The 26858-nt window shown below is 73.2% G+C and carries 27 protein-coding genes; 14 read left to right on the forward strand and 13 right to left on the reverse strand.

Features of this window, described 5'->3' with window-relative positions; all coding sequences use genetic code 11:
* Window positions 1-245: 245 nt before the first annotated feature.
* The gene (locus tag ACGFI2_RS14760; RefSeq protein WP_393516234.1) at window positions 246-929 is read right to left on the reverse strand and encodes a response regulator; all 684 of its coding nucleotides are present in this window, start codon (window positions 927-929) and stop codon (window positions 246-248) included.
* A gap of 21 nt (window positions 930-950) precedes the next feature.
* Window positions 951-2231 (reverse strand): sensor histidine kinase, encoded by a 1281-nt coding sequence (locus ACGFI2_RS14765; protein ID WP_393516915.1) that lies wholly within the window; start codon window positions 2229-2231, stop codon window positions 951-953.
* Window positions 2232-2444: 213 nt separating this feature from the next.
* Here ACGFI2_RS14765 and phoU point away from each other — a divergent pair, with 213 nt between their 5' ends.
* The gene (gene phoU / locus ACGFI2_RS14770; protein WP_393516237.1) at window positions 2445-3089 is read left to right on the forward strand and encodes a phosphate signaling complex protein PhoU; all 645 of its coding nucleotides are present in this window, start codon (window positions 2445-2447) and stop codon (window positions 3087-3089) included.
* A gap of 104 nt (window positions 3090-3193) precedes the next feature.
* On the opposite strand, the gene ACGFI2_RS14775 is transcribed toward phoU, so the two are convergent.
* Window positions 3194-3961, reverse strand: a complete 768-nt coding sequence (locus ACGFI2_RS14775) for a phosphoglyceromutase (protein WP_393516240.1) — start codon at window positions 3959-3961, stop codon at window positions 3194-3196.
* A 150-nt stretch (window positions 3962-4111) separates the two neighbouring features.
* On the opposite strand from ACGFI2_RS14775, the gene ACGFI2_RS14780 reads away from it, so the two are divergent.
* Complete coding sequence (locus ACGFI2_RS14780; protein ID WP_393516243.1) at window positions 4112-5437, forward strand: MDR family MFS transporter; 1326 nt, start codon at window positions 4112-4114, stop codon at window positions 5435-5437.
* An 83-nt stretch (window positions 5438-5520) separates the two neighbouring features.
* Window positions 5521-6768 carry an MFS transporter gene (locus ACGFI2_RS14785; protein ID WP_393516245.1) on the forward strand — a complete coding sequence of 416 codons (1248 nt, stop codon included), beginning with the start codon at window positions 5521-5523 and terminating at the stop codon, window positions 6766-6768.
* A gap of 367 nt (window positions 6769-7135) precedes the next feature.
* Here ACGFI2_RS14785 and ACGFI2_RS14790 read toward each other — a convergent pair whose 3' ends face one another.
* The 3 genes from ACGFI2_RS14790 to mshA all read right to left on the reverse strand — a co-directional run bounded on the left by ACGFI2_RS14790 (window position 7136) and on the right by mshA (window position 10217).
* A complete protein-coding gene (locus tag ACGFI2_RS14790) occupies window positions 7136-7987 on the reverse strand; it encodes a hypothetical protein (RefSeq protein ID WP_393516917.1) in 852 nt (283 codons plus the stop codon).
* Between the two features lie 287 nt (window positions 7988-8274).
* Window positions 8275-8808, reverse strand: a complete 534-nt coding sequence (locus ACGFI2_RS14795) for a YbjN domain-containing protein (RefSeq protein WP_393516247.1) — start codon at window positions 8806-8808, stop codon at window positions 8275-8277.
* 47 nt (window positions 8809-8855) lie between these two features.
* Window positions 8856-10217, reverse strand: coding sequence for a D-inositol-3-phosphate glycosyltransferase (gene mshA, locus ACGFI2_RS14800; protein WP_393516250.1), 1362 nt, complete (start codon window positions 10215-10217; stop codon window positions 8856-8858).
* A gap of 172 nt (window positions 10218-10389) precedes the next feature.
* Between mshA and ACGFI2_RS14805 the strand changes: the two genes are divergently transcribed.
* Both ACGFI2_RS14805 and ACGFI2_RS14810 read left to right on the forward strand, forming a co-directional pair.
* Window positions 10390-11154 carry an SDR family NAD(P)-dependent oxidoreductase gene (locus ACGFI2_RS14805; protein WP_393516253.1) on the forward strand — a complete coding sequence of 255 codons (765 nt, stop codon included), beginning with the start codon at window positions 10390-10392 and terminating at the stop codon, window positions 11152-11154.
* A 2-nt stretch (window positions 11155-11156) separates the two neighbouring features.
* The gene (locus tag ACGFI2_RS14810) at window positions 11157-11945 is read left to right on the forward strand and encodes a class I SAM-dependent methyltransferase (RefSeq protein ID WP_393516256.1); all 789 of its coding nucleotides are present in this window, start codon (window positions 11157-11159) and stop codon (window positions 11943-11945) included.
* 185 nt (window positions 11946-12130) lie between these two features.
* Here the strand turns inward: ACGFI2_RS14810 and ACGFI2_RS14815 are convergent, their stop codons facing one another.
* Window positions 12131-13222, reverse strand: coding sequence for a UDP-N-acetylmuramate dehydrogenase (locus tag ACGFI2_RS14815; RefSeq protein ID WP_393516259.1), 1092 nt, complete (start codon window positions 13220-13222; stop codon window positions 12131-12133).
* A 70-nt stretch (window positions 13223-13292) separates the two neighbouring features.
* Here ACGFI2_RS14815 and ACGFI2_RS14820 point away from each other — a divergent pair, with 70 nt between their 5' ends.
* From ACGFI2_RS14820 to ACGFI2_RS14850, 7 genes are all read left to right on the forward strand, one after another.
* Window positions 13293-14048: a maleylpyruvate isomerase family mycothiol-dependent enzyme gene (locus ACGFI2_RS14820; RefSeq protein ID WP_393516262.1), complete on the forward strand. Its 756-nt coding sequence runs from the start codon at window positions 13293-13295 to the stop codon at window positions 14046-14048.
* 179 nt (window positions 14049-14227) lie between these two features.
* Window positions 14228-15535 carry an ABC transporter substrate-binding protein gene (locus ACGFI2_RS14825; RefSeq protein ID WP_393516265.1) on the forward strand — a complete coding sequence of 436 codons (1308 nt, stop codon included), beginning with the start codon at window positions 14228-14230 and terminating at the stop codon, window positions 15533-15535.
* A gap of 69 nt (window positions 15536-15604) precedes the next feature.
* The gene (locus tag ACGFI2_RS14830) at window positions 15605-16594 is read left to right on the forward strand and encodes a carbohydrate ABC transporter permease (protein ID WP_393516268.1); all 990 of its coding nucleotides are present in this window, start codon (window positions 15605-15607) and stop codon (window positions 16592-16594) included.
* Window positions 16591-17424, forward strand: a complete 834-nt coding sequence (locus ACGFI2_RS14835; RefSeq protein ID WP_393516271.1) for a carbohydrate ABC transporter permease — start codon at window positions 16591-16593, stop codon at window positions 17422-17424. The genes ACGFI2_RS14830 and ACGFI2_RS14835 overlap by 4 nt, the downstream gene beginning before the upstream one ends.
* Window positions 17421-18788 carry a GH1 family beta-glucosidase gene (locus tag ACGFI2_RS14840; RefSeq protein ID WP_393516274.1) on the forward strand — a complete coding sequence of 456 codons (1368 nt, stop codon included), beginning with the start codon at window positions 17421-17423 and terminating at the stop codon, window positions 18786-18788. Before ACGFI2_RS14835 ends, ACGFI2_RS14840 begins: the two co-directional genes overlap by 4 nt.
* Window positions 18789-18807: 19 nt before the next feature.
* Window positions 18808-19815 carry a LacI family DNA-binding transcriptional regulator gene (locus tag ACGFI2_RS14845; RefSeq protein WP_393516277.1) on the forward strand — a complete coding sequence of 336 codons (1008 nt, stop codon included), beginning with the start codon at window positions 18808-18810 and terminating at the stop codon, window positions 19813-19815.
* 91 nt (window positions 19816-19906) lie between these two features.
* Window positions 19907-20812 carry a GNAT family N-acetyltransferase gene (locus ACGFI2_RS14850; RefSeq protein WP_393516280.1) on the forward strand — a complete coding sequence of 302 codons (906 nt, stop codon included), beginning with the start codon at window positions 19907-19909 and terminating at the stop codon, window positions 20810-20812.
* Here ACGFI2_RS14850 and ACGFI2_RS14855 read toward each other — a convergent pair.
* Window positions 20805-21326: an O-acetyl-ADP-ribose deacetylase gene (locus ACGFI2_RS14855; RefSeq protein WP_393516283.1), complete on the reverse strand. Its 522-nt coding sequence runs from the start codon at window positions 21324-21326 to the stop codon at window positions 20805-20807. The genes ACGFI2_RS14850 and ACGFI2_RS14855 overlap by 8 nt on opposite strands.
* A gap of 1 nt (window position 21327) precedes the next feature.
* Window positions 21328-22119, reverse strand: a complete 792-nt coding sequence (locus ACGFI2_RS14860) for an EI24 domain-containing protein (protein WP_393516286.1) — start codon at window positions 22117-22119, stop codon at window positions 21328-21330.
* A 106-nt stretch (window positions 22120-22225) separates the two neighbouring features.
* On the opposite strand from ACGFI2_RS14860, the gene ACGFI2_RS14865 reads away from it, so the two are divergent.
* A complete protein-coding gene (locus ACGFI2_RS14865) occupies window positions 22226-23221 on the forward strand; it encodes a helix-turn-helix transcriptional regulator (RefSeq protein WP_393516289.1) in 996 nt (331 codons plus the stop codon).
* Here the strand turns inward: ACGFI2_RS14865 and ACGFI2_RS14870 are convergent.
* A complete protein-coding gene (locus ACGFI2_RS14870) occupies window positions 23212-24126 on the reverse strand; it encodes an SDR family oxidoreductase (protein ID WP_393516292.1) in 915 nt (304 codons plus the stop codon). The genes ACGFI2_RS14865 and ACGFI2_RS14870 overlap by 10 nt on opposite strands.
* A gap of 57 nt (window positions 24127-24183) precedes the next feature.
* Between ACGFI2_RS14870 and ACGFI2_RS14875 the strand changes: the two genes are divergently transcribed.
* The gene (locus ACGFI2_RS14875) at window positions 24184-24873 is read left to right on the forward strand and encodes a DNA polymerase beta superfamily protein (RefSeq protein ID WP_393516920.1); all 690 of its coding nucleotides are present in this window, start codon (window positions 24184-24186) and stop codon (window positions 24871-24873) included.
* A 1-nt stretch (window position 24874) separates the two neighbouring features.
* Here ACGFI2_RS14875 and ACGFI2_RS14880 read toward each other — a convergent pair whose 3' ends face one another.
* From ACGFI2_RS14880 to ACGFI2_RS14890, 3 genes are read right to left on the reverse strand one after another with little or no spacing between them, the layout of a single operon-like run.
* Window positions 24875-25612 carry an alanyl-tRNA editing protein gene (locus tag ACGFI2_RS14880; RefSeq protein WP_393516295.1) on the reverse strand — a complete coding sequence of 246 codons (738 nt, stop codon included), beginning with the start codon at window positions 25610-25612 and terminating at the stop codon, window positions 24875-24877.
* Between the two features lie 11 nt (window positions 25613-25623).
* Window positions 25624-26511, reverse strand: a complete 888-nt coding sequence (locus ACGFI2_RS14885; RefSeq protein WP_393516923.1) for an alpha/beta fold hydrolase — start codon at window positions 26509-26511, stop codon at window positions 25624-25626.
* Window positions 26508-26822: a DUF2516 family protein gene (locus tag ACGFI2_RS14890; protein ID WP_393516298.1), complete on the reverse strand. Its 315-nt coding sequence runs from the start codon at window positions 26820-26822 to the stop codon at window positions 26508-26510. The genes ACGFI2_RS14885 and ACGFI2_RS14890 overlap by 4 nt, the downstream gene beginning before the upstream one ends.
* Window positions 26823-26858 lie beyond the last annotated feature (36 nt).

Genomic DNA, 26858 nt, shown 5'->3' on the forward strand with positions numbered 1-26858 from the left:
GGGGCGCGGGGGCCTCTACGCGGCGCCGGACCATGTGTAACGACCGGCCGCCCACCGTCATTCCCGGGGGGCGCGGGTCGGCGGCGCGGGGGTGCACTCACCTTCCTCGGCCGTTCACCCGGTTACAACGCCGCGCACCCCGGGCCGATTCCGCCGCCAGCGTGCCGCCCACCACCGCCGAACCAGACATCCCACCCACCCGGGACATTCGGTGGAACACCACAGGTGGCTCAGAGGGGCGTCGGTCACGGCTCGAACTTGTAGCCCAGACCTCGCACCGTGACGATGTAGCGCGGCGTGGACGGCTCCGGCTCGATCTTGGAGCGCAGCCGCTTCACGTGCACGTCCAGCGTCTTGGTGTCGCCCACGTAGTCGGCACCCCAGACCCGGTCGATGAGCTGGCCACGGGTGAGCACCCGGCCGGCGTTGCGCAGCAGCAGCTCCAGCAGTTCGAACTCCTTGAGCGGGAGTTGCACGCCGGCCCCGTCCACGGTCACCACGTGCCGCTCGATGTCCATCCGGACGGGACCGGCGGCCAGGGTCGGCGCGCCCGTCTCGTTCGCCTCGGTGCTCTGCCGGCGCAGCACCGCCCGGATCCGGGCGACCAGCTCACGCGGCGAGTACGGCTTGGTCACGTAGTCGTCGGCGCCGATCTCCAGGCCGACCACCTTGTCGATCTCGCTGTCCCGGGCGGTGACCATGATGATCGGGACGTGCGACCGCTGGCGGAGCTGACGGCACACCTCGGTGCCCGACATCTCCGGCAGCATCAGGTCGAGCAGCACGATGTCCGCGCCCGTCCGGTCGAACTCGGTGAGGGCGGAGGTGCCGGTCGCGGCGACGGAGACCTCGAAGCCCTCCTTGCGGAGCATGTAGGACAGGGCGTCGGAGAACGACTCCTCGTCCTCGACCACCAGTACGCGGCTCAACGGGTGCTTCCTTTCCTGTGGTCAGACCTGCCGAAGCTCGGCCGGGCCGGCCTCGATCCCAGCGGAGGCGAGTGTCGCCTCCAGGTCGTCCGGGGGGCGGGCAGGCAGCCGGAGGGTGAACGTCGACCCACCACCAAGGGTGCTCGACACCTCCACCCGACCGCCATGGTTGCTGGCGATGTGTTTGACGATGGCCAGCCCCAGGCCGGTGCCGCCGGTCGAGCGCGATCGGGCCTGGTCGGCGCGGTAGAAGCGCTCGAAGATCCGGTCGACCTCGTTCGGGGCGATGCCGATCCCCTGGTCGGCCACCGCGATCTCGACGTGCTCGTCGGTGCCCCGCACGGTCACCCGGACCGTGGTGTCCTCGGCCGAGTAGTTGACCGCGTTCTCCACCAGGTTCGCCACGGCGGTGGCGAGTTGGCTGTCACTCCCGTACGCGGTCAGGCCCCGCTGCCCGCCCACGACGATCTCCACCCGGCGGGCGGTGGCCGCGGTGCGGGTCCGGTCGACCACCTCGGCGAGCACCCAGTCCACGGCGACCGGTTCGGGTGCGGGCTGCGGCTCGGCGCCCTGGAGTCGGGTGAGCTCCAGCAGCTCCTGCACCAGCCGCCCGAGCCGGGTCGACTCGTGCTGGATCCGCTCGGCGAACCGTCGCGCGGCGACCAGGTCCTCGGACAGGTCGGGCGCGCCGTCGCCGGCCGGTTCGGTCGCGTCCACCAGCGCCTCGGCGAGAAGTTGGAGGGCGCCGATCGGGGTCTTCAACTCGTGGCTCACGTTGGCCACGAAGTCCCGGCGTACCCGGGCCAGACGGTGCGACTCGGTGACGTCGACCGCCTCGATCGAGATGTATCCGGCGCCCAGGCCCATGGCCCGCAGGTGCACGCCGAGCGGGTTGTCACCGGCGCTGTCGCGACCCCGGGGCAGGTCGAGCTCGATCTCGCGACGCACGCCGGTGCGGCGGACCTGCCCGGCCAGCGTACGGATCAGCGGGTGCGCCGCGATCGAGCCCGGCGCCGCCCCGGCACGGAGCAGGCCCATCGCCCGGGCGGCCGGGTTCACCAGCACCGGCACGTCGTCGGAGTCGAGCACCACCACGCCGGCGCGCAACGAGTCGATCGTCTTGCGGCCGAGCCCGGAGAGGCCCCCCTGTTGGTAGTCCGGAATCGTCGGCCTCCCTGCGTCACGGCGGGAGGTCCCGCCGCCCCGCGACGCCCGGCGGCGCCGCCACTCCCCCACCCGGCCGGACAGCATCGACCCGGCGACCAGTCCGGTCACCAGCGCCACGGCCACCGCGATGGCCACCGCCCATTCCACTCGCCGATCGTAGGGTCATTGTTAACCCGGGGATCGGTCACAAAGGGACGAATCACTCTCGCTTCCGGGAATGTTCACCCACGGGTCCCGCGTCGTTCACCCACGTTCACCCTGGTGCCGGCCGTCCGGCCTACCGTGGGGCGCGCACCTGCTCACGCCGTACCCGTCCCGGGCAACGGCCACCGACCCCAGGAAGTGACGATGCGCGACGAGTTCCGGGCCGACCTGCAGATTGTCAGCCAACTGCTGGTGGACATGGCCGAGGCGGTGCGCGCGGCCATGCGGCAGGCCACCAGAGGGCTGCTCACCGCCGACCGCGCGGCGGCCGAGACGGTGACCGCGGGGGACGCCGAGATCGACGAGCTCTACCGGCACGTGGAGGAACGGGTCTGCGACCTGCTGGCCCGGCAGGCGCCGGTCGCCTCCGACCTGCGGGCCATGATCACCGCCCTGCACGTCGCCGCCGACCTGGAGCGGATGGGCGACCTCGCCGACCACGTGGCGAAGACGGCGCTGCGCCGGCACCCCTCGCCGGCGGTGCCGGCCGAACTGCGGCCGGTCTTCACCGACATGGCCGGCATCGCCGACCGGATGGCCGAGAAGATCGGCGCGGTGCTGGCCAAGCCCGACGCCGACGTCGCCGCCGAGCTGGACCGGGACGACGACGCGATGGACGACCTGCACAAGAGCCTCTTCGGCGTGCTGCTCGGCGACGACTGGCCGTACGGGGTGGAGACCGCGATCGACGCCACCCTGCTGGGCCGCTTCTACGAGCGCTTCGCCGACCACGCGGTGAACGCCGGCGAGCACGTGGTGTACCTGATCACCGGCTCGCCGTCGGCCTGACCCGCCCCGCCCCGCAGTCAGGCGGAGCCCCTTCTCCACAGGGGAGTGCGGAGAAGGGGCCCCGTCTATACCGGAAGCGTCGAGAAGGGGCCCCGCCTTACATCTCAGCGGCCCTGGTTGGCTACCGCGGCGGCGGCGGCCTGGGCCGCCGCCGGGTCCAGGTAGGTGCCGCCGAGCACCTGCGGGCGCAGCTCGACGTCCAGGTCGTAGCGCAGCGGGATGCCGGTCGGGATGTTCAGCTTGGCGATCGCCTCGTCGGAGATCTGGTCGAGGTGCTTGACCAACGCGCGCAGCGAGTTGCCGTGCGCCGCCACCAGCACCGTCCGGCCGGCCAGGATGTCCGGCACGATCGAGTCGTACCAGTACGGCAGCATCCGGTCGACGACGTCCTTCAGGCACTCGGTGCGGGGCATCAGCTCGGTCGGCAGCAGCGCGTACCGGGGGTCGCCGACCTGCGACCACTCGTCGTTGTCGTCGATCGGGGGCGGCGGGGTGTCGTACGACCGGCGCCAGAGCATGAACTGCTCCTCGCCGTACTCGTCGAGCGTCTGCTTCTTGTTCTTGCCCTGGAGGGCGCCGTAGTGGCGCTCGTTGAGCCGCCAGGAGCGACGCACCGCGATCCAGTGCCGGTCGGCGGCGTTCAGCGCCAGCTCGGCGGTGCGGATCGCCCGGCGCATCACGCTGGTGTGCACCACGTCCGGCAGCAGGCCGTGCTCGCGGAGCAGCTCGCCGCCGCGCCGCGCCTCGGTCTCACCCTTGGCGGTCAGGTCGACGTCGACCCAGCCGGTGAAGAGGTTCTTGGCGTTCCAGTCGCTCTCGCCGTGCCGCAGCAGGACCAGCGTCCCGACGGTGGGTCCTTCGCTCGCAGTCATGCGGATCATCCTGCCGTACCGACCGGGTGGACACGCGGGGACCTGTGGTGACGACCACCACGTGGAAATGCGGATGACCGCGCCTCCGGCGCGGCACTAGGTTGTAAGGCGTCCGAGATTGATCGGTCATTACCGAACGGGGGCGTCGGGATGCGGACGGTGCGGGGTTGGTTCCGGGAGACGGCGGGCGGGTTACCCCGTTCCTTCTGGTACCTCTGGACCGGCACGCTGATCAACCGACTCGGCTCGTTCGTCCTGATCTTCCTCGCCATCTACCTGACCCGGGAGCGGGGCTTCTCGGCCGCGCAGGCCGGCCTGGTGATCGGGCTCTGGGGTGTGGGCGGCGCGGTCGGCACCACCGTCGGCGGCACCCTCACCGACCGCTGGGGCCGGCGGCCCACGCTGCTCACCGCGCACCTCGGCGCGGCCACCATGATGGTCGCGCTCGGCCTGGCCCGGCCGCTCTGGGCGGTGGCGGTGGGCGCGCTGCTGCTCGGCACGTTCGCCGAGGCGGCCCGCCCGGCCTTCGGCGCGATGATCATCGACGTGGTGCCGGAGAAGGACCGGCTCCGGGCGTTCTCGCTGAACTACTGGGCGATCAACCTCGGCTTCGCCTGCGCCGCCGTCCTGGCCGGCCTCGCCGCCGAGGCCGGCTACCTGCTGCTCTTCCTGGTCGACGCGGCCACCACGCTGGTCACCGCGCTGATCATCTTCACCCGGGTCCGCGAGACCCTGACCCGACCGGCCGCCCCGGCCGCCAAGGGCGCGGCGGCTCCGGCCGGCGCGCTGCGCACCATCCTGCGCGACCGGGTCTTCCTCGGCTTCGTGGCGCTCAACCTGTTCGCCGCGCTGGTCTTCCTCCAGCACATCTCGATGCTGCCGATCGCCATGGTCGACTCCGGGCTCAGCCCGGCCACCTACGGTTCGGTGATCGCGCTCAACGGCGTGCTCATCGTGATCGGGCAGCTCTTCGTGCCGAGGCTCATCGCCGGCCGGAGCCGGTCCCACGTGTTGGCGCTCGCCGCACTGATCATGGGGGTCGGGTTCGGGCTCACCGCGTTCGCCGACACGATCTGGCTCTACGGCCTCACCGTGCTGATCTGGACGCTGGGCGAGATGCTCAACTCGCCCTCCAACGCCACCCTGATCGCCGAGTTGTCGCCGGCCGCGCTGCGCGGCCGCTACCAGGGCGTGTTCTCACTCTCCTGGCAGCTCGCCGGGGCCTCCGCGCCGATCCTCGGCGGCCTGCTCCGGGAGCAGGCCGGCAACACCGCGCTCTGGCTGGCCTGCGCCGGTGTCGGCGCCGTCACGGCGGTCGCCCACCTGATCTCCGGCCCGGCCCGGGAGCGGCGCGCCACCCAGCTCCGCACCACCGGCGCCACGGTCACGCCGGTCACCCTGGCCCGCACCCCGGCGCCCGAGGCGGCCGAGGCCGCGGCCGCGTCACCCGCCGCGCCGGTCCGGGTCGGCTCCTGAGTACGTACGCCTGCCCGGAGCCGTCGCCGGACCGGCGGATACGGTGGCGGTGCAATCGGTAAGGAAACCTTCCTGGAGGACGGGTGCACGGCCTGCGGCGCTGGTGGGACGACACGGCCGGCGGACTGCCCGCCACGTTCTGGTACCTCTGGTCCGGGTTGCTGGTCAACCGGGCCGGCGCGTTCGCGCTGCTGTTCCTGTCGCTCTACCTGACCGCCGCCCGGGGCGCCTCGCCGTCGCTGGCCGGGCTCGTGGTCGGCGCGTACGGGATCGGCGGCGCGGCCGGCACGCTGCTCGGCGGCGTGCTGGCCGACCGGTGGGGCCGGCGGTCCACCCTGCTCGCCGCCCACCTCGCCGCGGCCGGGCTGATGGTGGCGCTGGCGTTCAGCCGGCACCTGGCGCTGATCGCGGTGCTGGCGGCGCTGGTCGGGGTGGCGCACTCGATGCCCAGCCCGGCGTTCGTGGCGGCCATCGTGGACGTGGTGCCGGAGGCCCGCCGGTCCCGCGCGTTCAACCTCCAGTTCTGGGCGTTCAACCTGGGCATGGCGGTCGCCTCGCTGCTGGCCGGGGTGCTCGCCGAGGCGAGCTTCCTGGCGCTGTTCCTGGTCGACGCCGGGGCCACCCTGGCCGCGGCCCTGGTCATCGCGCTCAAGGTGCCGGAGACGCTCGACCGCCGCGCGGTGACTCCGCGTGCGGTGCTGGGCCGGCGGCCCGGGCTGCACACCGCGCTGACCGATCGCACCTTCCTCGCCTTCGTCGGGCTGACCTTCCTGCTCGCCGTGCTGACCATGCAGACGTCGACGATCATGCCGCTGGCGATGCGCGCGGACGGCCTTCGCCCGACGGCGTACGGGCTGGTGGTGGCGCTCGGCGGGGCGCTGATCGTGGCCGGCCAGCTCTTCGTGCCGAGGCTGATCGAGCCGTACCGGAAATCCACCGTGCTGGCCGTCTCCACCGGGCTGATGGCGCTCGGGTTCGGCACGCTCACCGTCGCCGACGGGCTGCCGCTCTATCTCGGCGCGGCGGTGGTCTGGACGGCCGGGCAGATGCTCGCCGCGCCGCCGAACGCGCAGATCAACGCGGATCTGGCCCCGCCGGAACTGCGCGCCCGCTACCAGTCGGTGTTCTACCTGACGTTCCCCGCGGCGTCCTTCGTGGCGCCGGCGCTCGGCGGGCTCAGCCTGGAGCATCTCGGCGAGCGGCACTGGCTGGTGGTGGGTGGGCTGGGCCTGTGCGCCGCGGCCGGGCACCTGCTTGCCGGCGGGCCCCGGGAACGCCGGGTCGCCGCGTTGCGGGCCGCCGCCCGGCAGCCGGAGGAGAGCCGGCGTTGAGACGGCAGAGCGCCCACCCCGACCCCCGTCGAGATGGGCGCTCGTACCGTACGCCCGGCGGCGGCGGGCGACACTCACCCCCGTAAGCGTCGCCCGCTCGCGCCGCCGGTTACCACGGGCGGCACCGTCCCCCAACGGTGTGCTCCACCCGATCCTCGCATCTCGCTTGCGCGGATCTGATCGATCCGCCGCTCCCCCGAACGAAAACAAGCGTGACGCGGTGCAATAAAGTTAGTTCGCCCGGATTCCGGATTCAACCCGGATCGCTGTCTTACCCGTCACAGCGTCCGTGTCGGGAAGCCGGCTGTCCCTGCTGTGGTCTCCGCGATGGCCAACGTCGGGTTCCCGCCGACCATTCCCGTAAACCTCAGCCGTCCTCGCGATTCGGGTTCTCGGTCCGGAAGAAGTTGCTCTGCCGGCCGTCCCGCATCTGCTCCTGGTAGATCAGGTTGAGCCGCCGCGAGTCGAACGTCCGGAACCAGTCGTCCCAGGTGACCTCCCGGATCCGGCTGCTCTCCCGGTAACCCGGCATGTTGAAGGTCAGCACCCCGGGCCGGTCGCCCCGCTCGGTGCCGGCGATGGTGGCCGGCTTCGCGCCCCGGGCCAGGGCCCAACGCTGGATCACCTCGTGGTTGCGGGTCACCAGGCTGCGACCGGGACGCTCCGGGAGATCCGTGAGCGACATGATGAGCTGGGACGACCCGATCGACCGGCTGGACGCCGGCCCACGCGTCGGCGCGGCCTGCGCGCGACCCGTGGCCGCCTTCCGCGCCGGGGCCGCCTTCGCCCGTGCCGGCGTGGCCTTGGCGCGAGCCGACGTGGCCTTCGCCCGCGAAGGACTGGCCTTGGCGCGAGCCGGGGCCGCCTTCGCCCGCGACGGAGTGGCCTTCGCCCGCGAAGGACTGGCCTTGGCGCGAGCCGGGGCCGCCTTCGCCCGCGACGGAGTGGCCTTCGCGCGCGACGCGGTCGCCTTCGCCCGAGCCGGAGTGGCCTTCGCCCGGGCGGGCGCCGCCTTGCGCGTACCCGTCGCCTTGGCCCTCGCCCCGGTGGCCCGCGCGGCCGGCGCCGACTTGGCCGGCGACGACGCGGTCCGCTTCGCGGCGGTGCTCCGCCGCGCCGCCGTGGTCTTCTTCGCGGCGGCGGACCTGCGGGTGGCGGACGGACGGCCGGACGGGCCGGTGCTCCGCCGCGCCGCGCCGCCGCGGCCCTCCGCGCGCATCGTACGCGCGAGTGTCTTCACCAGCTCCGGCTTACGCAGCGCGGAGATCCCGGAGACCCCGCGCCGGCGGAGCTGGCCCCGGATGTCGTCGACCTTCATCCGGGAGATCTCGGACTCCGACACCATCGGGGTGTTCGGAGTCTGGTTGCCGGTTTGCCGCTTCGTTCGGGTCGCAGTCGTGCCGCGACCTGAGCTGTTGCGCTGAGCCATGGGACACGCTCCTCGACAGTCCGTCCTCGGCCCGCGGTGGGTCCCAGTGCTCCGCACCGCGCGGTGCGGCATACCCGTCAGGAGGGCTCCGAACCTCCGGCGGCCGAGCCGGCCGAGGTCGAGGGCTCGACGAGGTGGGCGAACGCGGCCAGGTTGGCGGTCGACTCGCCCCGCTTGACCCGCCACTCCCACTCCCGGCGGATCGCGGCGCCGAAGCCGATCTCCAGCATGCTGTCGAACGACTCGTCGGCGTAGGTCAGCACGGAGCCGAACAGGCGGTCCAGCTCGTCGGCGTCGAGCCCGGCCAGGTTGACCCGACCGGTCAGGTAGACGTCGCCGACCGCGTCGATGGAGAACGAGACGCCGTACATCCGCGCGTTGCGTTGGAGCAGCCAGGCCCACAGCTCCTCGCGACGCTCGTCGGGCTGGCGCATCACGAACGCCTCGATCCGCAACGCGTGCTCGCCGACGATCAGGTTGCAGATCGTCTTGAGCTTGTGCGTGCCCGGCAGGGTCACCGCGTACGACGCCTCGCCGGTGGACTCCCACTGAAGCTCGCGCTCCGCGCAGACGGTCTCGATCAGCGCGGCGACCTCACTCGTGCGGCTCATCGCACCCACTCTACGGTCGGCTGCCGGCGACTGCCGGGCGGCGGCCGTCACCAGGAGCAGGCGAGCGCCGGGTCGCCGAGCCGGCCGGCCAGCCGGGCCCGGTGCTCGGAGATCGCATTGCCGTAGACCGCGAGCAGCCCCGAGACGGTCCGGTGCCAGGAGAAGTCGTGGGCGTGCCGCTCCGCGCCGACGGCCAGGGCCGCCCGCCGCACCCGCTCGGGAAGCAGGCCGGCCAACGCCCGCGCCCAGTCGACCGGGTCGTGCCCGTCGATGAGCATCCCGCTGACGCCGTCGCGTACGGCGGTGACCAGACCGCCCACGGCGGCGGCCAGCACCGGCGTGCCGCAGGCCTGCGCCTCCAGCGCGACCAGCCCGAACGACTCGCTGTGCGAGGGCACCGCGACCAGGTCGGCGGCGCGGTAGAGGGCGGGCAGGTCCTCGCCGGTCTGCGGCGGGAGGAAACGGACCCGGTCGGCCACGCCGAGCGAGTGGGCCAGCTCCATCAGCGCGGTTGGCCGGTCCAGCCCGCTGCCGCTCGGGCCGCCGCAGATCACCACGGTCAACTCGTCGGCGAGCGCGGGGTCCCGTTCGCGCAGCGCGGCGACGGCGCGGACCAGCACGTCCGGGGCCTTGAGCGGCTGGATCCGGCCGACGAACGCGACCACGTAGCCGTGCACCGGCAGACCGAGGCGGCGGCGGGCCGCGCGGCTCGCGGACTCCCGGTCGCCGCGCGCGGGGCGGAACCGGTCCAGGTCCACGCCCGGCTCCACCACGGCGACCCGGCCGGGGTCGGCCGCGTACCGGTCGAGCAGGTCGCGGGCCTCCACCCGGGTGTTGGCGACCAGCCGGTCCGCCTCGGCCACCACCTGCTCCTCGCCGATCACCCGGGCCTTCGGCTCGGGCCGATCCCCGGCGGCGAGCCGGGCGTTCTTGACCTTCGCCAGGGTGTGCGCGGTGTGCACCAACGGCACGCCCCAGCGCTCCTTGGCCAGCCAGCCGACCTGGCCGGAGAGCCAGTAGTGCGAGTGGATCAGGTCGTAGTGGCCGGGCGGGCGGGCCGCCTCGGCGCGCAGCACGCCGGCGGTGAAGGCACAGAGCTGGCCGGGCAGCTCCTCCTTCGTCAGCCCCTCCAGCGGGCCGGCGGTGACGTGCCGGACGGTCACCCCGGGCGCCATCTCGACCACCGGGGGCAGGTCACCGGAGGTGGCCCGGGTGAAGATCTCCACCTCGACGTCGGCCTCGGCCATCCGCCGGGCGACCTCCAGGATGTAGACGTTCATACCGCCGGCGTCGCCCGTGCCGGGCTGGTGCAGTGGCGAGGTGTGCACCGAGAGGGTGGCGATGCGGCGTGGCCGGGGCCACGGCAGGGCACCTCGTTGACGACCTACACCGGTGTGCAACTCCGCCACGTCCGCTCCCTCTGTCACGGTTGATGCCGTCCCGCACGACCGGCGCCTCTCGGGTCAACCCGTACGCCGGGTGTCATCTTCCCCATCGGGGTTCGGAAATGCCTGCGGCGGGTTCCCCGGCGTGACGGACCTCATCACCGCGGGGAGCGGGGCGGCGGGAGAGAATGTCCGGATGACCTCAGTCGCCATCGTCACCGGAGCGTCCAGCGGGATCGGCGCGGCCACCGCCCGCCGGCTGGCCGCCGAGGGTTTCCACGTGCTCGCTGCCGCGCGGCGTACCGACCGGCTGGCCTCGCTGGTCGCCGAGATCGAGGCGGCCGGCGGCGCGGCCACCGCGGTGGCCTGCGACGTGACCTCGGACGAATCGGTCGCCGCCCTGGCCGCCGCGGCGGACGCCGCGCCCGGCCCGGTCACCCTGCTGGTCAACAACGCCGGCGGCGCCCGCGGCCTGGACCCGGTCGAGACCGCCGACGTCGGCGACTGGCAATGGATGTACGACGTCAACGTGCTCGGCACGCTCCGGGTCACCAAGGCGCTGCTGCCCGCGCTGGAGCGCTCCGGCGCCGGCACCATCGTGATCGTCAGCTCGACCGCCGGGCACGTCGTCTACGAGGGCGGCGGCGGTTACACGGCGGCCAAGCACGCGCAGACCGCGATCGCCGGCACGCTCCGCCTGGAACTGTCCGGCCGGCCGGTCCGGGTGGTCGAGATCGACCCGGGCATGGTGCGGACCGAGGAGTTCGGGCTGGTCCGCTTCGGCGGCGACGCGGACCGGGCCGAGGCGGTCTACGCCGGGGTGGCCGAACCGCTGGTCGCCGACGACGTGGCCGACTGCGTCGCCTGGTGCGCCACCCGCCCGCACCACGTCAATGTCGACCAGCTCGTGGTCCGCCCGCTGGCCCAGGCCGCCCAGCACAAGGTGCACCGGACGTCCTGACCGTGGAGCCGCGCCGGCCGCTCGGGGTCGTCACCCGGGGCACGACGAACCCCAACCGGCTCCGCCGGGTGGACAACTGGATCGTCGGGGCCTGCGGCGACGCGCTCCGCGCCGCCGCCGACCCGCTCGTGGTCGACCTGGGGTACGGCGCCACCCCGGTCACCCCGGTCGAGCTGCGGGCCCGGCTCGCGACCAGGGTCCGCGCCGACGTCCGGGTGGTCGGGTTGGAGATCGATCCGGTACGCGTGGCCGCCGCCCAGCCGGCCACCGACCCACCCGGGCTGACGTTCGCCCGGGGCGGCTTCGAGCTGGCCGGGCTGCGTCCCGCCCTGGTCCGGGCGTTCAACGTGCTCCGCCAGTACGACGAGAGCGAGGTCGCCGACGCCTGGCGCACGATCACCGGGCGGCTGGCGCCCGGCGGGCTGCTGGTCGAGGGCACCTGCGACGAGCTGGGGCGGCTCGGCGCGTGGGTGCTGCTGGACGCCGCCGGCCCGCGCACGCTCACGCTGGCCGCGAAGCTGACCACGCTGGAGAGCCCGGCGACGCTTGCCGAGCGACTGCCCAAGGCGCTGATCCACCGCAACGTCCCCGGCGAGCGCGTGCACGGGCTGCTCGACGCGCTGGAGCAGACCTGGCGAGCGGCAGCCGGCTACGCCCCGTTCGGCCCCCGCCAGCGCTGGCTGCGGGCCGTGACGGCGCTCAAGGAGGCCGGCTGGCCCGTCCAGGACCGCCCCGCCGCCTGGCGCCGTGGCTACCTGACGCTTCCCTGGCCCGCGGTCGCCCCGACGTGACCTGACCTCCTTCTGTCCCGCCGGCTCCGCGGCTCCGAGATCTTGGTACCAAACGGCCCCTCCAGGGGCCCTCCAGGCTCAGCACACGCAGAGCGCACGCGACCCGGACGGACCCTCAACGCGAAGAAGCGGCACACCCGGAGCCAGCCCCTCGCACGGGCGGGGGGGCGGGCTGGTCCGACGGGTCAGATGGTGCAGTTGACCAGGACGGGTTCGGGGTGGAGGGGGACGCCGAAGCGGGCGTGCACGCCGTCGCGGATCTCCCGGGCCAGGGCCACCAGGGCGGCGGTGCTGGCCGTGCCGGACCGGTTGGTGAGCGCGAGCGTGTGCTTGGTCGAGATGGCCACACCCTCCGGGCCGGCGTACCCCTTGCCGAAGCCGGCCTTGTCGATCAGCCAGGCCGCGCTGACCTTCACCACGTCGCCGGCGCCCGGCCAGTGCGGCGGCTCGCCCAGGTCGGCCGCACGCTCCCGGAGCAGCTCGTACGCCTCGCGGTCGAGCACCGGGTTGGTGAAGAACGAGCCCACCGACCAGGTGTCCGGGTCGGCCGCGTCGAGCACCATGCCCTTGCCGGCCCGCAGCCGGCGCACGGTGGCCCGGGCGTCGGCCAGCGGCACCCGGTCGCCGACCTCGACGCCGAGCGCGCGGGCCAGTTCGGCGTAGCGGACCGGGCCGGAGAGCGGCGAGCGGGTGAGCCGGAAGTCGACCGAGAGCACCACCCAGCGGTCGCTGTACTTGAAGACGCTGCCCCGGTAGGCGAATCCGCAGTCCGCCGCCGGGATCCGGACCACCTCGCGGTGCGTGCGGTCGTACGCCTCGACGGCGACGATCGTCTCGGCCACCTCCTGGCCGTACGCGCCGACGTTCTGGATCGGCGTCGCGCCGGCCGAGCCGGGGATGCCGGAGAGGCATTCCAGTCCCGCCCAGCCGCGTTCGACGGTGGCGGCGACCAGGTCGTCCCACGGCTCGCCGGCGGCCACCCGTACGGTGACGGTGTCGTCGTCCGCGTCGACGGCCTGGAACCCCCGGGAGCGGACGAGCACGACGGTGCCGGGGAAGCCCTGGTCGCCGATGACCACGTTGCTGCCGCCGGCCAGCACCAGCACCGGCTGCTCGCGGGCCTCCGCCTCCTGCACCTTGCGGACAATTCCGGCGGCGTCGTCGGCGATCTCCAGCCGACCGGCCGGGCCACCGAGGCGTAGGGTGGTGTAGCGCGCCAGGGTGCCCGGATCGGTCGGTCCGGTGGCGGTCGTCGGTTCGGCGTAGACGTCTGACACGCCTTTCACCCTAGGCTGAGGGTTAGCCGCGGCACCCACTGGTGGCCCGGCCACCCCCGGGAGGATGGCGATGAGCAGACTGCACCACACGAAGGACTTCTGGATCGGCGCGTTGCGGACGGAGGGCCCGGCGTTCGCCGCGGCCGTGACGGAGGCGCCTCCGGAGACACCGGTGCTGTCGTGTCCCGGCTGGACGGTCACCGATCTGGCCCATCACCTGACCCGGACCTACGTCTGGGTGGGCACGGTGCTGACCGCCGGCGCCACCGCCCGCCCGGAGCGGCACGACCCGGAGCCGCCGGCCGCTCTCACCCCGGCCCAGTGGTACGCCCAGGAGTACGAGCGGCTCACCGCGCTCCTGGACGGCCTGGATCCGGAGGCCCCGGCCTGGAACTTCGCCCCGCAGCCGAAGAAGGCCGGTTTCTGGCCGCGCCGGGTGGCGCACGAGACCGCGGTGCACCGCTGGGACGCCCAGCTCGCCATCGGCGCGGGCGACCCGATCGAGTCCAAGCTCGCGGCCGACGGGGTGAGCGAGGTGCTGGACACCTGGCTGCCGGCGGGCCGGCGGATCAAGTCGGGCCCGTGGCACGGGGTGGTCCAGTTGAGCGCGACGGACGCCGCGCAGGAGTGGTATCTGCGGTTGCGCGGCGAGGGGGTGGCGTTGCTGGACACCGCGACGATCCTGGACCACGACGACCACCGGGCCCGGGCGCAGGTGACCGGCACGGCCAGCGACCTGCAGCTGGCGTTGATGGGCCGGATCAGCTTCGACGCGTTGGGCGTGACCGGCGACCGGAGCCTGCTGGACGGGCTGCGGGTGGGCTGACACAGCACCCGATACCGGGCGGAGAGGGACGGTGACCGTCCCTCTCCGCTTTTTTCGGACGCTCTGAGAGCGCTCTCTTGACACGGTCCCGGACCACCCACCAGGCTGTCGAGAGAGCGCTCTCTCAGTACCGGAACCGCCTTCCACCACCCGTTACGACCCCGAGAGGTCAGGACTGCATGCTCACCTTCACGCGCCGTCGACTGGCGGCGGTGGCCCTGGTCGCCGCCACCGCACTGCTCGGCACCACCGGCTGCGGCGGCGGCGACGAGGCCGCCGCCGACGGGCCGGTCACGCTCACCGTCGACGTCTTCGGCCAGTTCGGCTACGCGGATCTCTACCAGGAGTACATGGCCAGCCACCCCGGCGTGAAGATCGTCGAGCGTGGCACCGGCAGCAACCTCGACGAGTACTCGCCGAAGCTCACCCAGTGGCTCGCCGCCGGCAAGGGCGCCGGCGACGTCGTCGCCATCGAGGAGGGCCTGCTGGTCGAGTACAAGGCCAACCCGCAGAACTTCGTCAACCTGCTCGACCACAGCGCGGCCGACCTGAAGGGCAACTTCCTCGACTGGAAGTGGAACCAGGGGCTCACCGCCGACGGCAAGCAGCTGATCGGCCTCGGCACCGACGTCGGCGGCATGGCCATGTGCTACCGCACGGACCTGTTCGCCAAGGCCGGCCTGCCCACCGACCGGGAGGCCGTCTCGAAGCTGTGGCCCACCTGGACCGACTACGTCAAGGTCGGCGAGCAGTTCACCGCGAAGAAGACCGGCGCCGCGTTCCTGGACGCCGCGACCAACACGTTCAACACCATCCTGCTCCAGACCGCCGGCAACACCAGCGGCTACAGCTACTACGACACCAGCAACAACCTGGTCGTGGGCAGCAACCCGGCGGTACGCCAGGCGTACGACACCACGATGGACATCATCGACTCGGGGCTGTCCGGCAAGTACGGCTCCTGGTCCGAGGAGTGGGTGTCGGCGTTCAAGCAGTCGAAGTTCGCCACCATCGCCTGCCCGGCCTGGATGACCGGGGTGATCGAGGGCAACGCCGGCCCCGGCGCCAAGGGCAAGTGGGACATCGCCCAGATCCCCGGCAACGGCGGCAACTGGGGCGGTTCCTTCCTCGCCGTGCCGAAGCAGAGCAAGCACCAGGCCGAGGCGATCGAGCTGGCCAAGTTCCTGACCAGCGCCAAGGGTCAGATCGGCGCGTTCAAGCTCAAGGGCCCGCTGCCCTCGTCCCCGCAGGCGCTGGCCGACCCGGCGATCGTCGACTCGAAGAACGCCTACTTCTCCGAGGCCCCGGTCGGCAGGATCTTCGCCGAGGGCGCCAAGAACCTGAAGCCGGTCTACATGGGCCCGAAGAACCAGGCCGTCCGGACCGAGGTGGAGAACGCCGTGCGCACCGTGGAGCTGGGCAAGCGCTCCCCCCAGCAGGGCTGGACCGACGCGGTCTCCAACGCCGAGAAGGCCGCCGCCAAGTAACCCGAGCAGCGCGTGCGGGCGGTCCCGGCGACGGGTGCCGCCCGCACGGCGGAGAGGAGTTCTCAGGTCATGGCCGTCCAGCTCGACGCCCGCCCGCCGGTCGCACCGGCCCCCCGCACCACCCGCGCCGAACGGGGCGCCCGGCTCAGCCGGCTCGACACCAGATACTCGCCGTACCTGTTCATCGCCCCGTTCTTCCTGCTGTTCGGCGTCTTCGGGGCGTACCCGCTGGCGTACACGTTCTGGGTCTCGCTGCACGACTGGGACCTGCTCGGCGCCGAGCACCCGTTCATCGGTCTCGACAACTACAGCCAGCTGCTCGCCGACCCGGACTTCTGGCACTCCGTGGTCAACACGCTCGGCATCTTCGTCATCTCGACGGTCCCGCAACTGCTCGCCGCGCTCTGGCTGGCCAACCTGCTCAACCGCCAGCTGCGCGCCCGTACCACCTGGCGGATGGCCGTGCTGGTCCCGAACGTCACCTCGACCGCCGCGGTGGCGATCGTGTTCGCGGTGCTGTTCGGCCGCGACTTCGGCATGATCAACTGGCTGCTCGACCACGTCGGGGTGAGCGCGATCGACTGGAAGGCGAACAGGTTCGCCGCCTGGGTCGCCATCTCCACCATGGTCGACTGGCGGTGGACCGGCTACAACGCGCTGATCTTCCTGGCCGCCATGCAGGCCATCCCCCGCGACCTGTACGAGTCGGCGTCGATCGACGGCGCCAGCCGGGCCCGGCAGTTCTGGTCCATCACCGTGCCGCTGCTCAAGCCGACCATCGTCTTCGCGGTCATCATCTCCACCATCGGCGGCCTCCAGCTCTTCACCGAGCCGCGGATGTTCAACTCCGGCACCAACGCGATCCGGGGCGGTCCGCTGCGCGAGTCGCAGACGGTGACCATGTACATGTTCGAGAACGCGTTCGCGCCGCACTACAACTTCGGCTACGGCTCGGCCATCGCCTGGCTGCTCTTCGCGCTGATCGCGGTGGTCGCGGCGATCAACGTCCTGCTCCTGCGCCGGCTCGGCGGCGGCGCCCGCAAGGAGGTCTCCCGATGACCCGCGTCTGGTCGGCGAGCCGGCTCACCTACCTGGCCCTGGCCCTCTCCGCGCTGCTGTCGGTCTTCCCGATCTACTGGATGTTCGTGGTGGCCAGCCGCACCAGCGACGCCATGGGTCAGGTCCCGCCGCCGCTCACCCCCGGCGGCAACCTCGGCGCCAACATCGCCCGGCTGTTCGACAACACCGACGCCTACTTCCTCACCGGCCTGATCAACTCGACCATCGTGGCCGCCACCGTGACGTTCTCGGTGGTCTTCTTCTCCACCCTGGCCGGGTTCGCGTTCGCCAAGCTGCGCTTCCGCGGGCGCAACGGGCTGCTGCTGGCGATCGTCGCCACCATGATGGTCCCCACCCAGCTCGGCGTCATCCCGCTCTACCTGCTGATGACGAAGCTGAACTGGAACGACCGGCTGCCCGCCGTGATCGTGCCGGCGCTGGTCACCGGCTTCGGCGTGTTCATGATGCGCCAGTACGCCGGCCAGGCGGTCAGCACCGAGCTGATCGAGGCGGCGCGGATGGACGGCTGCAACACCGCCCGGATCTACTGGAACGTGGTGCTGCCCGCGCTGCGCCCGGCCGCCGCCGTGCTCGGCCTGCTCACGTTCATGACCACCTGGAACGACTTCCTCTGGCCGTACGCGGTGCTCAACGACCCGGAGAACCCGACCGTGCAACTGTCACTGCGGGCCCTCTCCGACGGGTACTACCAGGACATGTCCCAGGTGTTCACCGGAACGGCCATCGCCACGCTGCCGCTGCTGCTGGTGTTCGTCCTGTTCGGCCGCCAGATCATCGGCGGGATCATGGAAGGTGCGGTGAAGGCATGACAGACGTCCGTTTCCCCGAGGGGTTCGTCTGGGGGGCGGCCACCGCCGCGTACCAGATCGAGGGGGCCGCCCGCGAGGACGGTCGCGGCCCGTCGGTCTGGGACACCTTCAGCCGTACGCCGGGGGCGGTGTTCCAGGGCCAGAGCGGCGACGTCGCCTGCGACCACTACCACCGGTACGCCGCGGACGTCGCGTTGATGGCCGAGCTGGGGCTGCGGGCGTACCGGTTCTCGGTGGCCTGGCCCCGGATCCGGCCCGACGGCACCGGTCCGGTCGAGCCGCGCGGGCTGGACTTCTACGACCGGCTGACCGACGCGCTGCTGGAGCGGGGCATCGACCCGATCGTCACGCTCTACCACTGGGACCTGCCGCAGGCGCTGGAGGACCGGGGCGGCTGGACCGTCCGGGAGACCGCCGAGCACTTCGCCGACTACGCGGTCGCGGTGCACGGCCGCCTCGGCGACCGGGTCCGCACCTGGACCACGCTCAACGAGCCGTGGTGCTCCGCCTACCTCGGCTACGGCAACGGGGTGCACGCGCCCGGCCGGCAGGACGCCGGGGCCGCGTTCCGGGCCGTACACCATCTGCTGCTCGGCCACGGCCTGGCCGCCCGGGCGCTGCGCGCGGACGGCGCGGAGACGCTGGGGATCACGCTCAACCTGGCCGACGTGCAGCCGGCGGACGCCGGCAGCGCCGCGGACGCCGAGGCGGTGCGGCTGGTCGACGGCCTGCACAACCGGATCTTCCTGGGCCCGCTGACCGGCGCCGGTTACCCGGCGGACGTGTTGGCGCACGTCAACCGAATCGTCGCGACGGACTTCGTCCGGGACGGCGACGAGAAGATCATCGCCGCGCCGCTGGACCTGCTCGGCCTGAACTACTACTCGCCCACCTACGTCGCCGGACGGGCGGGCGGCGAGGGCAGCAGCGCCTACCCGGGCACCGCCGGCGCGGTCGAGTTCCGGCCGGCGACCGGCCCGGTCACCGACATGGGCTGGTCGATCGAGCCGGCCGGGCTGACCCGGCTGCTGGAGCGGGTGGCGGCCGACCACCCCGGCCTGCCGCTGATGATCACCGAGAACGGCGGCGCCTTCCCGGACACCACCCGGGAATCCACGGGCCGGGTGGCCGACGCCGACCGGATCGCCTACCTCGACGGCCACCTGCGCGCCGCGCACGAGGCCATCGCCCGCGGGGTCGACCTGCGCGGCTATCTCGTATGGTCGTTGCTGGACAACTTCGAATGGGCCGAGGGATACCGGAAGCGGTTCGGGATCGTCCACGTCGACTACCTGACCCAGCGGCGCACACCCAAGCGGAGCGCCCGCTGGTACCAGGAGGTGATCGCCCGGAACGGGCTGTGACGAGGTGGTGGTTACGGGGATGACGACGGCACAGCGGCCGACCCTGGAGGCGGTGGCCCGGCGGGCCGGCGTCTCCCGGGCCACGGTCTCCCGGGTGGTCAACGGCTCGACCACGGTCGCCGAGTCGATCCAGCAGGCGGTACGCCGGGCGGTCGAGGAACTCGGGTACGTCCCGAACCTAGCCGCCCGCAGCCTGGTCACCCAGCGCACCGACTCGGTCGCGCTGGTCCTGCCCGAGGCGGCCACCCGGGTCTTCTCCGACGACCAGGTCTTCCCCGGCATCATCCGCGGCGCCGCCCAGGAGCTGGAGGCGGCCGACAAGCAGCTCGTGCTGATGCTGGCCGGCTCGCCGGCCGGGCACGAACGGGTCGAGCGGTACACCACCGGGCGGCACGTCGACGGCGTGCTCTTCGCCTCGCTGCACGGCGAGGACCCGCTGCCCGGCCGGCTGGCCCGGCTCGGCATCCCGGTGGTGTGCAGCGGCCGGCCGCTCGACGGCGCCGAGGTGCCGTACGTCGACGTCGACCACGAGGGCGGCGTGACCGCGGCGGTGGAGCACCTGATCGCGGCCGGCCGGCGGCGCGTCGCCACCATCGCCGGGCCGCAGGACATGGTGGCCGGCATCGAGCGACTGATCGGCTACCGCACCGCGCTGACCGCCGCCGGGCTGCCGGAGCTGGTCGCGTACGGCGACTTCACCCGCGAGTCCGGCACCGCCGCGATGCGCGAGCTGCTCGCCGGCGACCCGGAGCTGGACGCGGTGTTCGCCGCCTCCGACCTGATGGCGCACGCGGCCCTGCGGGCGCTGCGCGAGGCCGGGCGGCGGGTGCCCGAGGACGTCGCGGTGATCGGGTTCGACGACATCGAGACGGCCGCCTACACCGAGCCGCCGCTGACCACGGTGCGGCAGCCGATCGTGGAGCTGGGCCGGGCGATGACCCGCCAGCTGCTGCGCATCGCCGCCGGCGAGCACGTCGAGCAGGCGCTGATGCTCCCCACGCAGCTCATCCTGCGCGATTCCGCGTAAGGCGGGGCCCCGGTTGACGCATCCGGTGGAGGAGGGGCCCCGCTCAACAAACCGGTCGCGACCGGGGCGCGGCGTGGCTAGGGTCGCCCGGATGAGTGAAGCCCTGATCCGTCGCGCCCTTCCCGACGACGCGCCCGCCGTGGTGGCGCTGCGTGCGGTGGTCTTTCCCTATCTGGTCCGGGGCGTCGAGTCGACCCGCCGGATGATCGGTCAGCCACCGCCCGGCGAGGACTGGGCCGCCTGGGTCGCCGAGGCGGACGGGCAGGTGGTCGGCTGGGTGTCGGCGTACCGGAACACGCAGACCTCGACGCCCGGGGTGGGTGAGGTCGCCATGCTGCACGTCCACCCGGACCACCGCCGCCGGGGCGCCGGCACCGCGCTGCTCGACACCGCACTCGACCACGTACGGGCCCTCGGGTCGACCCGGGTGCTCGGTAACGCCCGCGCCGACTCGCTGCCGTTCGCGCAGCGGCACGGCTTCACGCCCAGCCGGGAACTGCGCTACTCCGCGCTCGACCTGCGGACCGCCCCGCCGATGCCGGAGCCGCCGCCGGGCGTTCGGCTGCTGCCGACCGCCGGGCTCGACCCGCGCCGGGTGCACCGGGTGGACTCCGAGTCGGCCCGGGACGAGCCGGGTGACGTGCCGACGGACGCGCTCGACTACGACCTCTGGCACCACGAGTGCTGGGAGAACCTGGGGCTGGACCGGGAGGCCAGCACGGTCGCCGAGGTGGACGGCGAGCTGGTCGCGTTGAGCCTGGTGAAGCGGGACGGCGACCGGATGTGGTCGGACTTCACCGGCACGCTGGCCGCGTACCGGGGTCGAGGGTTGGCCCGGCTGACCAAGCAGGCTGCGCTGCACGCCGCCGCGGCGCGCGGGGTGCGGACCGCGTACACCTCCAACGACGAGGCGAACGCACCGATGCTGGCGATCAACGCCCAGCTCGGCTACCGGCCGGTGGACAGCCAGTGGTCGTGCCGGCGCACGCTCAGCTGAACCGCCCGGCGGCGACCCGCACCGCGGTCGCGTACGTGTCGGGGCCGAACAGCACCAGTCGGGCCTCGACCAGGTGTGCCGGGGTGGCCGCGTGCAGCGCGGTCAGCGCCTGGCTGACCGCGTCCTCGACCGGCCAGCCGTAGATCCCGGCCGAGATCAGCGGGAACGCGATCCGGGTGGCGCCCAGCTCGTCGGCGATCCGCAGGCTGTTGGCGTAGCAGTCGCGCAGCAGCGCCGACCGGTCCTCGCGCGGCGCGAAGACCGGCCCGACGGTGTGCACCACCCAGCGTGCCGGCAGGTCGCCCGCCGTGGTGGCGACCGCCTGCCCGGTCGGCAGCCCTCGTTCGTAGCGGGAGGCGCGCAGCGCCCGGCACTCCGCCAGGATCGCCGGCCCGCCGCGGCGGTGGATCGCGCCGTCCACTCCCCCGCCGCCGAGCAGCGACGAGTTCGCCGCGTTGACGATCGCGTCGACCTGCTGGGCGGTGATGTCGCCCTCGATCAGCACGGTGTCCATCTCATCGCTCCTCGACGTGCTGGCCGAGCGTCCGGCGGGCCAGCAGGGCGGCCCCGGCGACGGCGGCCGGCATGACCAGCACCGCGCCGAGCGGGATCAGGAAGCACAGGAAGACCGCCACCCCGAAGCCGAGCGCGGTCGGCCGGTCGGCCCGCAGCCGCGACCGCCGATCCGGCAGCCGCATCCCGCGCCGGTAGAACGGCGCGCCGACCAGTTCCAGCGCCAGGAACCAACCACCCACTCCGGCACCGACCACCGGCACCACCGTCTGGCCCACCAGCGGGATGAAACCGGCCGCGAAGAGGGGTACACCGATCAGCGCGGAGATTGCCACCAGGCGCAACGAGTCGGCGATGCTGCGCCGCAGCGAGGCCCAGAACGGCACGTCCACCTTGCCCGGGGTGCCGCCGAGGCGGTCCTCGACCCGTTCGGAGATGGCCTCGTAGAACGGGTCGCCGACGGCCAGCGTGACCGCGGTGAAGGTGAGCACCCCGACCAGCGCGGCCACCCCGACCACGGCCAGCCCGGCGGCGACCCGCAGCAGCCCGCGAGCTGTCGACGACCAGTCGTCGGCGAACGGGGTGAGCCAGGCGGCCAGGTCGTCCACGAAGTAGAGCAGGGCGGCGAACCCGGCGACGTAGAGCACGCCGGAGATGAGCGCCGGCACGACGCCGAGCAGCATCAGCTTCGGGCTGCGGACGTACATGCCGAAGCCGCGCAGCAGCAGGCCGGCGCCGCCGAGGAAGCGGGCGACCGCGCCGGTGACGGGCGCGACGGTACGGGAGGCGTTCACGACGGCACAGCCTAGTGGGCCCGCGCACGCCGCCCGGGTGTTAGGAGGGCCCCCTCCAATCCGGATGCGTCAAGAGGGGGCCCCTCCTTGCACGCACAATGGGTGGGTGCGTGCGTCGCGGCTGATCTCGTTGGTGCTGCTGCTCCAGTCCCGGGAGACGATGACGGCGGTCGAGCTGGCGCGTGAGCTGGAGGTCTCCGAACGCACCGTCTACCGCGACGTGCTGGCGCTCTCCGCCGCCGGTGTCCCGGTCTACGCCGACCGGGGCCGGACCGGCGGCTACCGGCTGCTCGGCGGCTACCGGACCCGGCTGACCGGGCTGAGCCGCGACGAGGCAGAGGCGCTGTTCCTGGCCGGGCTGCCGGGTCCGGCCGGTGACATGGGGCTGGCCGACGCGGTGGCCGCCGCCGAGTTGAAGGTGCTGGCCGCGCTGCCGCCGAGCCTGCGGGACGCGCCGGCGCGTACCGGCCAGCGGTTCCACCTGGACGTGCCGGGCTGGTTCCGGGAGTCCGCGCCGCCGCCCCGGCTGGCCGAGCTGGCCCGGGCGGTGTGGCGGGACCGGATGGTCGAGCTGCGTTACCGGCGCGGCGACCGGGAGGTGACCCGCGCGCTCGCGCCGTACGGGTTGGTGCTGAAGAACGGGGTCTGGTATCTGGTCGGCCGGGTCGGCGAGGCGTGGCGGACGTACCGGGTGGACCGGGTGGTCGGCGTCGAGGTGGGAGCGGCGGGCTTCGACCGGGACGAGCGCTTCGACCTCGGGGCGTACTGGCGGGAGCAGGCCGGCGCGTTCCTGCGCGAGCTGCTGCGGGAGCGGGTCACCGTGCGGCTCGGCCCGGCCGGCCTGCGGCTGCTACGGCACCTGGTGGACGCGCCGTTCGTCTACTCCGAGGCGGTCGCCGCCGCCGGCCGGCCCGACGGGCAGGGCCGGCTGGTGCTCCGGCTGCCCGTCGAGTCGGTCGACGTGGCGTACGGCCAACTGCTGGCGCTCGGCCCCGAGGTGGAGGTGCTGGCGCCGCCGGAGCTGCGGGCCCGGTTCGCCGGGGCGGCCCGCCGCGCGGCGGCGCTCTACGCCGGGCCGCCGGAGGACACCGGTCAGCGGTAGCCGGCGTCGTCGGCCGGCTTGCCCGGCGCGACCACCTCGTCGTGGTAGCGGGCCCAGTGCGGGCGGGTGCCGTCGAGGTCGGTGAAGCCGTACTCCTGGGCCAGCCCGCCGCTGTCCAGCGACTGGCCGTTCCAGCGGGCCCGGTCCGGGTCGGCGGCCAGCGCGGCCACCGCCCGCCCGACGAACGCCGGCGTCTCGGACATCACGAAGTGCGGTTCGGTCTTCGCGCCGTCGCGCCAGTTGGCCTCGGTCACGCCGAAGTGCTCAAGCATCGACTCGGAGCGCAGCCAGCCGGGGGTGAGCGCGACCGCGGTGCCGCCGTGCGGGGCCAGCTCGTGCGCCTGGGTGAAGCCGAGCCGGTTCACCGACACCTTCGCCAGGTCGTAGAAGACCGACAGGCGGTAGGTGGTGTCGTTGTACGCCTTCGTGCCGTCGCCGATCTCGACGACCAGCCCACCCGGGTTGCGGATCAACAGCGGCAACGCGAAGTGGCTGGTGATGATGTGGGTGTCGACGGCCAGCCGCAGCGTGCGGAAGCCGGCGTCGAGCGGCTGCTCCCACACCGGCTTCTCCCAGGTGATCAGCGGGTCCGCGCCCCAGATGTCGTTGACCAGCACGTCGAGGCGGCCCTGCTCGGCGTCGATCCGCTCGACCAGCAGGCGTACCCGCTCCGGGTCGAGGTGGTCGACCGCGACCGCGATGCCGGTGCCGCCGGCGGCGGTGACCAGCTCGGCGGTCTCCTCGATGGTCTCCGGCCGGTCCATCTCGGAGCGGCGGTCCCGGGTGGTGCGGCCGGTGGCGTAGACGGTGGCCCCGGCGGCACCGAGCTGGACGGCGATCTGCCGGCCGGCGCCGCGGGTGGCGCCCGCGACGAGCGCGACCTTTCCGGTCAGTGGTGAGTTCATGGGTTCACCGTGTCACCGATACCTGACAGCCGAAGTCCGGTTTCCCGAGCGAACCGGATCGGCGATCATGACGGCATGCACCTGCTGCTCTCCGGCATCGTCGGCTCGGTCGCCTACGGGCTGGCCGGCCCCGGCTCGGACACCGACCGGATCGGCGTCTACGCCGCGCCGACGGTCGCGTTCCACGGGCTGCGCCCGCCCCGGGAGTCGGTGGTCACCACCGACCCCGACGTCACGCTGCACGAGTGCCGGAAATACGCGCTGCTGGCGCTGAGCGGCAACCCGACCGCCACCGAGCTGATGTGGCTGCCGCAGGACTGCTACGAGACGCGCACCGATTTCGGCGAGCGGCTGATCGGCATCCGCTCGGCGTTCCTCAGCGCGCCCCGGGTCCGCGACGCCTATCTCGGGTACGCCTCGCAGCAGTTCCGCAAGCTCGCCGCCGCGCCGCCGGACACCGGCGGCCGGCGGCGCTCGGCCAAGCACGCCCGGCACCTGGCCCGGCTGCTGCACCAGGGCCGGGTGCTGTACGCGACCGGGGTGCTGGAGATCCGGCTGGCCGACCCGGGCTGGTTCCACGCGTTCGGCGAGCGGGTGGCCGCCGGCGCGCTGGCCGAGGCGCAGGCGCTGGTGGCGGACGCCGAGGCGGAGTTCGCCCGGACCCGCTCGCCGCTGCCGGAACGCCCGGACGAGGAGACGGTGGAACGGTGGCTGCTCGACGTCCGGGCGGCGCACCTGCCCCGCTGACTCAGTCCGCGAGCCGTACCCGTACCCGGCGGTTGGCCCGCCCCTTGCTCTCCACCTTGACCACCTGGACCTTGCCGATCTGGGCGGTGGACGCGACGTGGGTGCCGCCGTCGGCCTGCACGTCCAGCCCGACGATGTCGACGATCCGCACCTCCTGCTCGCTCGGCGGGATCAGGTTGGACTGGGTACGGATGATGTCCGGCAGGGCCAGCGCGTCGGCGCGCGGCAGCACCCGGACGGCGACCGACCGGTCGGCGGCCACCTCGGCGTTGACCAGCTCCTCGATGCGGGCCTTGAAGTCCGGCGGCACCTCGGGGAGGTTGAAGTCCATCCGGGCCTCCCCGGGTTCCATGTTGCCGCCGGTGACCAGCGCGCCGAAGTCCCGGAACACCACGCCGCAGAGCACGTGCAGCCCGGAGTGGGTGCGCATCAGCATGGTCCGTCGGGCGTCCTCCACCGCGCCGGTGACCTCGGCGCCGACCGGCGGCAGCGGGTCACCGTCGGCCGGGATCAGCCAGAGGTCGTCGGCCTTGCGGGTGCCCGCGATCCGGGTCTGCACGCCCTGCCACAGCAGCACGCCGTGGTCCGGCGGCTGCCCGCCGCCACCCGGGTAGAACGCGGACCGGTCCAGCACGATGCCCTGTTCGGGATCGGCCGCCAGCACCCGGCACGTCCACTCACGGAGCGTGGGGTCGGCGAGGTCGAGGCGGTGCGTACGGCCGTGGTGTGTGACGCCCATGCCGGGCGACATTACCCGTTCAGGAACGACGAGATGCGCCCCCGCAGATCGGCACGGTCGGTCCAGAGGACGCCGGGCCGGTCGTACACGTGCAGGGTGGCCGCCGGCAGCGCGGCGGCCAGCCGCTCGGCGACCGCGACCGGGTGCAGGTCGTCGTCGGCACAGCCGATCACCAGGGCGGGCGCGGTGACCGCGGCGAGCGCGGCGGCGTCGTCCAGCGCGGCCTGCTCGGGCAGGCCGGCCAGGCCGGGCGCGAGCCCGTCGCGCAGCAGTTGGTCGAGCCGCTGCCGCAGGTACGCCCAGCCGGCCGGGGTGTTGCGGACCGACGGCGGCAGTTCCAGCGACACCACCTCGGCGAGCGCGTGCGCGTCGCCGTCGGCCACCGCGTCGAGCAGGCCGGTGAGACGGGACCGGGCCACCTCGCCGCGCGGCGTGTCCAGCACGGCGGGCAGGAAGAAGACGAGCTTCTGGAAGCGTTCCGGACTCTCGGCGAGCAGCCGGCACAGCGCGCCCGCGCCGAGGCTGGCGCCGAACGCGCGGGTGGCGCCGCCCAGGTCGGCGACCGCCCGCAGGTCACGGGCGAGGTCGAGGTAGGTCCACGGCCCGGGTGGGGAGTCGGACCGGCCGTGCCCGCGGAACTGGAAGAAGATGCGCCGTCCGATGACGCCACTGCCGAACGGCCGGGTGGTGGCGATGCCGTTGCCCAGCCCGTGGGCGAACACGGTGACCGGGTCGCCGACGCCGGTGACCAGGCGTTCCAGGCTCACCCCGTGCGGGGTGGCGACCAGCTCCGTCTCCGGCTCGGGCAACGCCGGCCGGCCGGTCCGCGGCCCGCCGGGACCGGGCCCCCAGGTGCGGGGGCCGCCGTCCGGCGGCGGTGGCCAGCGGAAACCTCTCACCATGACCCTCGACCGTCGTGCAGGTCACGCAGGCCGGGCCGCACGTCGAGCAGGTAGATGAGACCGGCGGCGATGCCGACCAGTCCGAACAGGCTGATCGGGCCGAAGCCGAGCAGGGTCAGCAGCATGCAGACCGCCAGGATGGCGACCCAGCCGCCCTTGGGCAGCGTGCCGATCGCGGCGAAGCCGTCGCCGCGCTGGGTGAGCGCGTGCACCAGGGCCACACCCTGGATGACCAGGGCGAAGACGAGCAGGATCAGCTGAATCACAGCTTTGACTTCGAACGCGAAGATCGGCGCGGCGTAGGCCATGTCGGCAAGCTTATGCCGAGACCCCGGAAACGTCCG

The organism is Micromonospora sp. NPDC049282 (assembly GCF_043197045.1).
In the GTDB taxonomy this organism is placed as follows: Bacteria; Actinomycetota; Actinomycetes; order Mycobacteriales; family Micromonosporaceae; genus Micromonospora.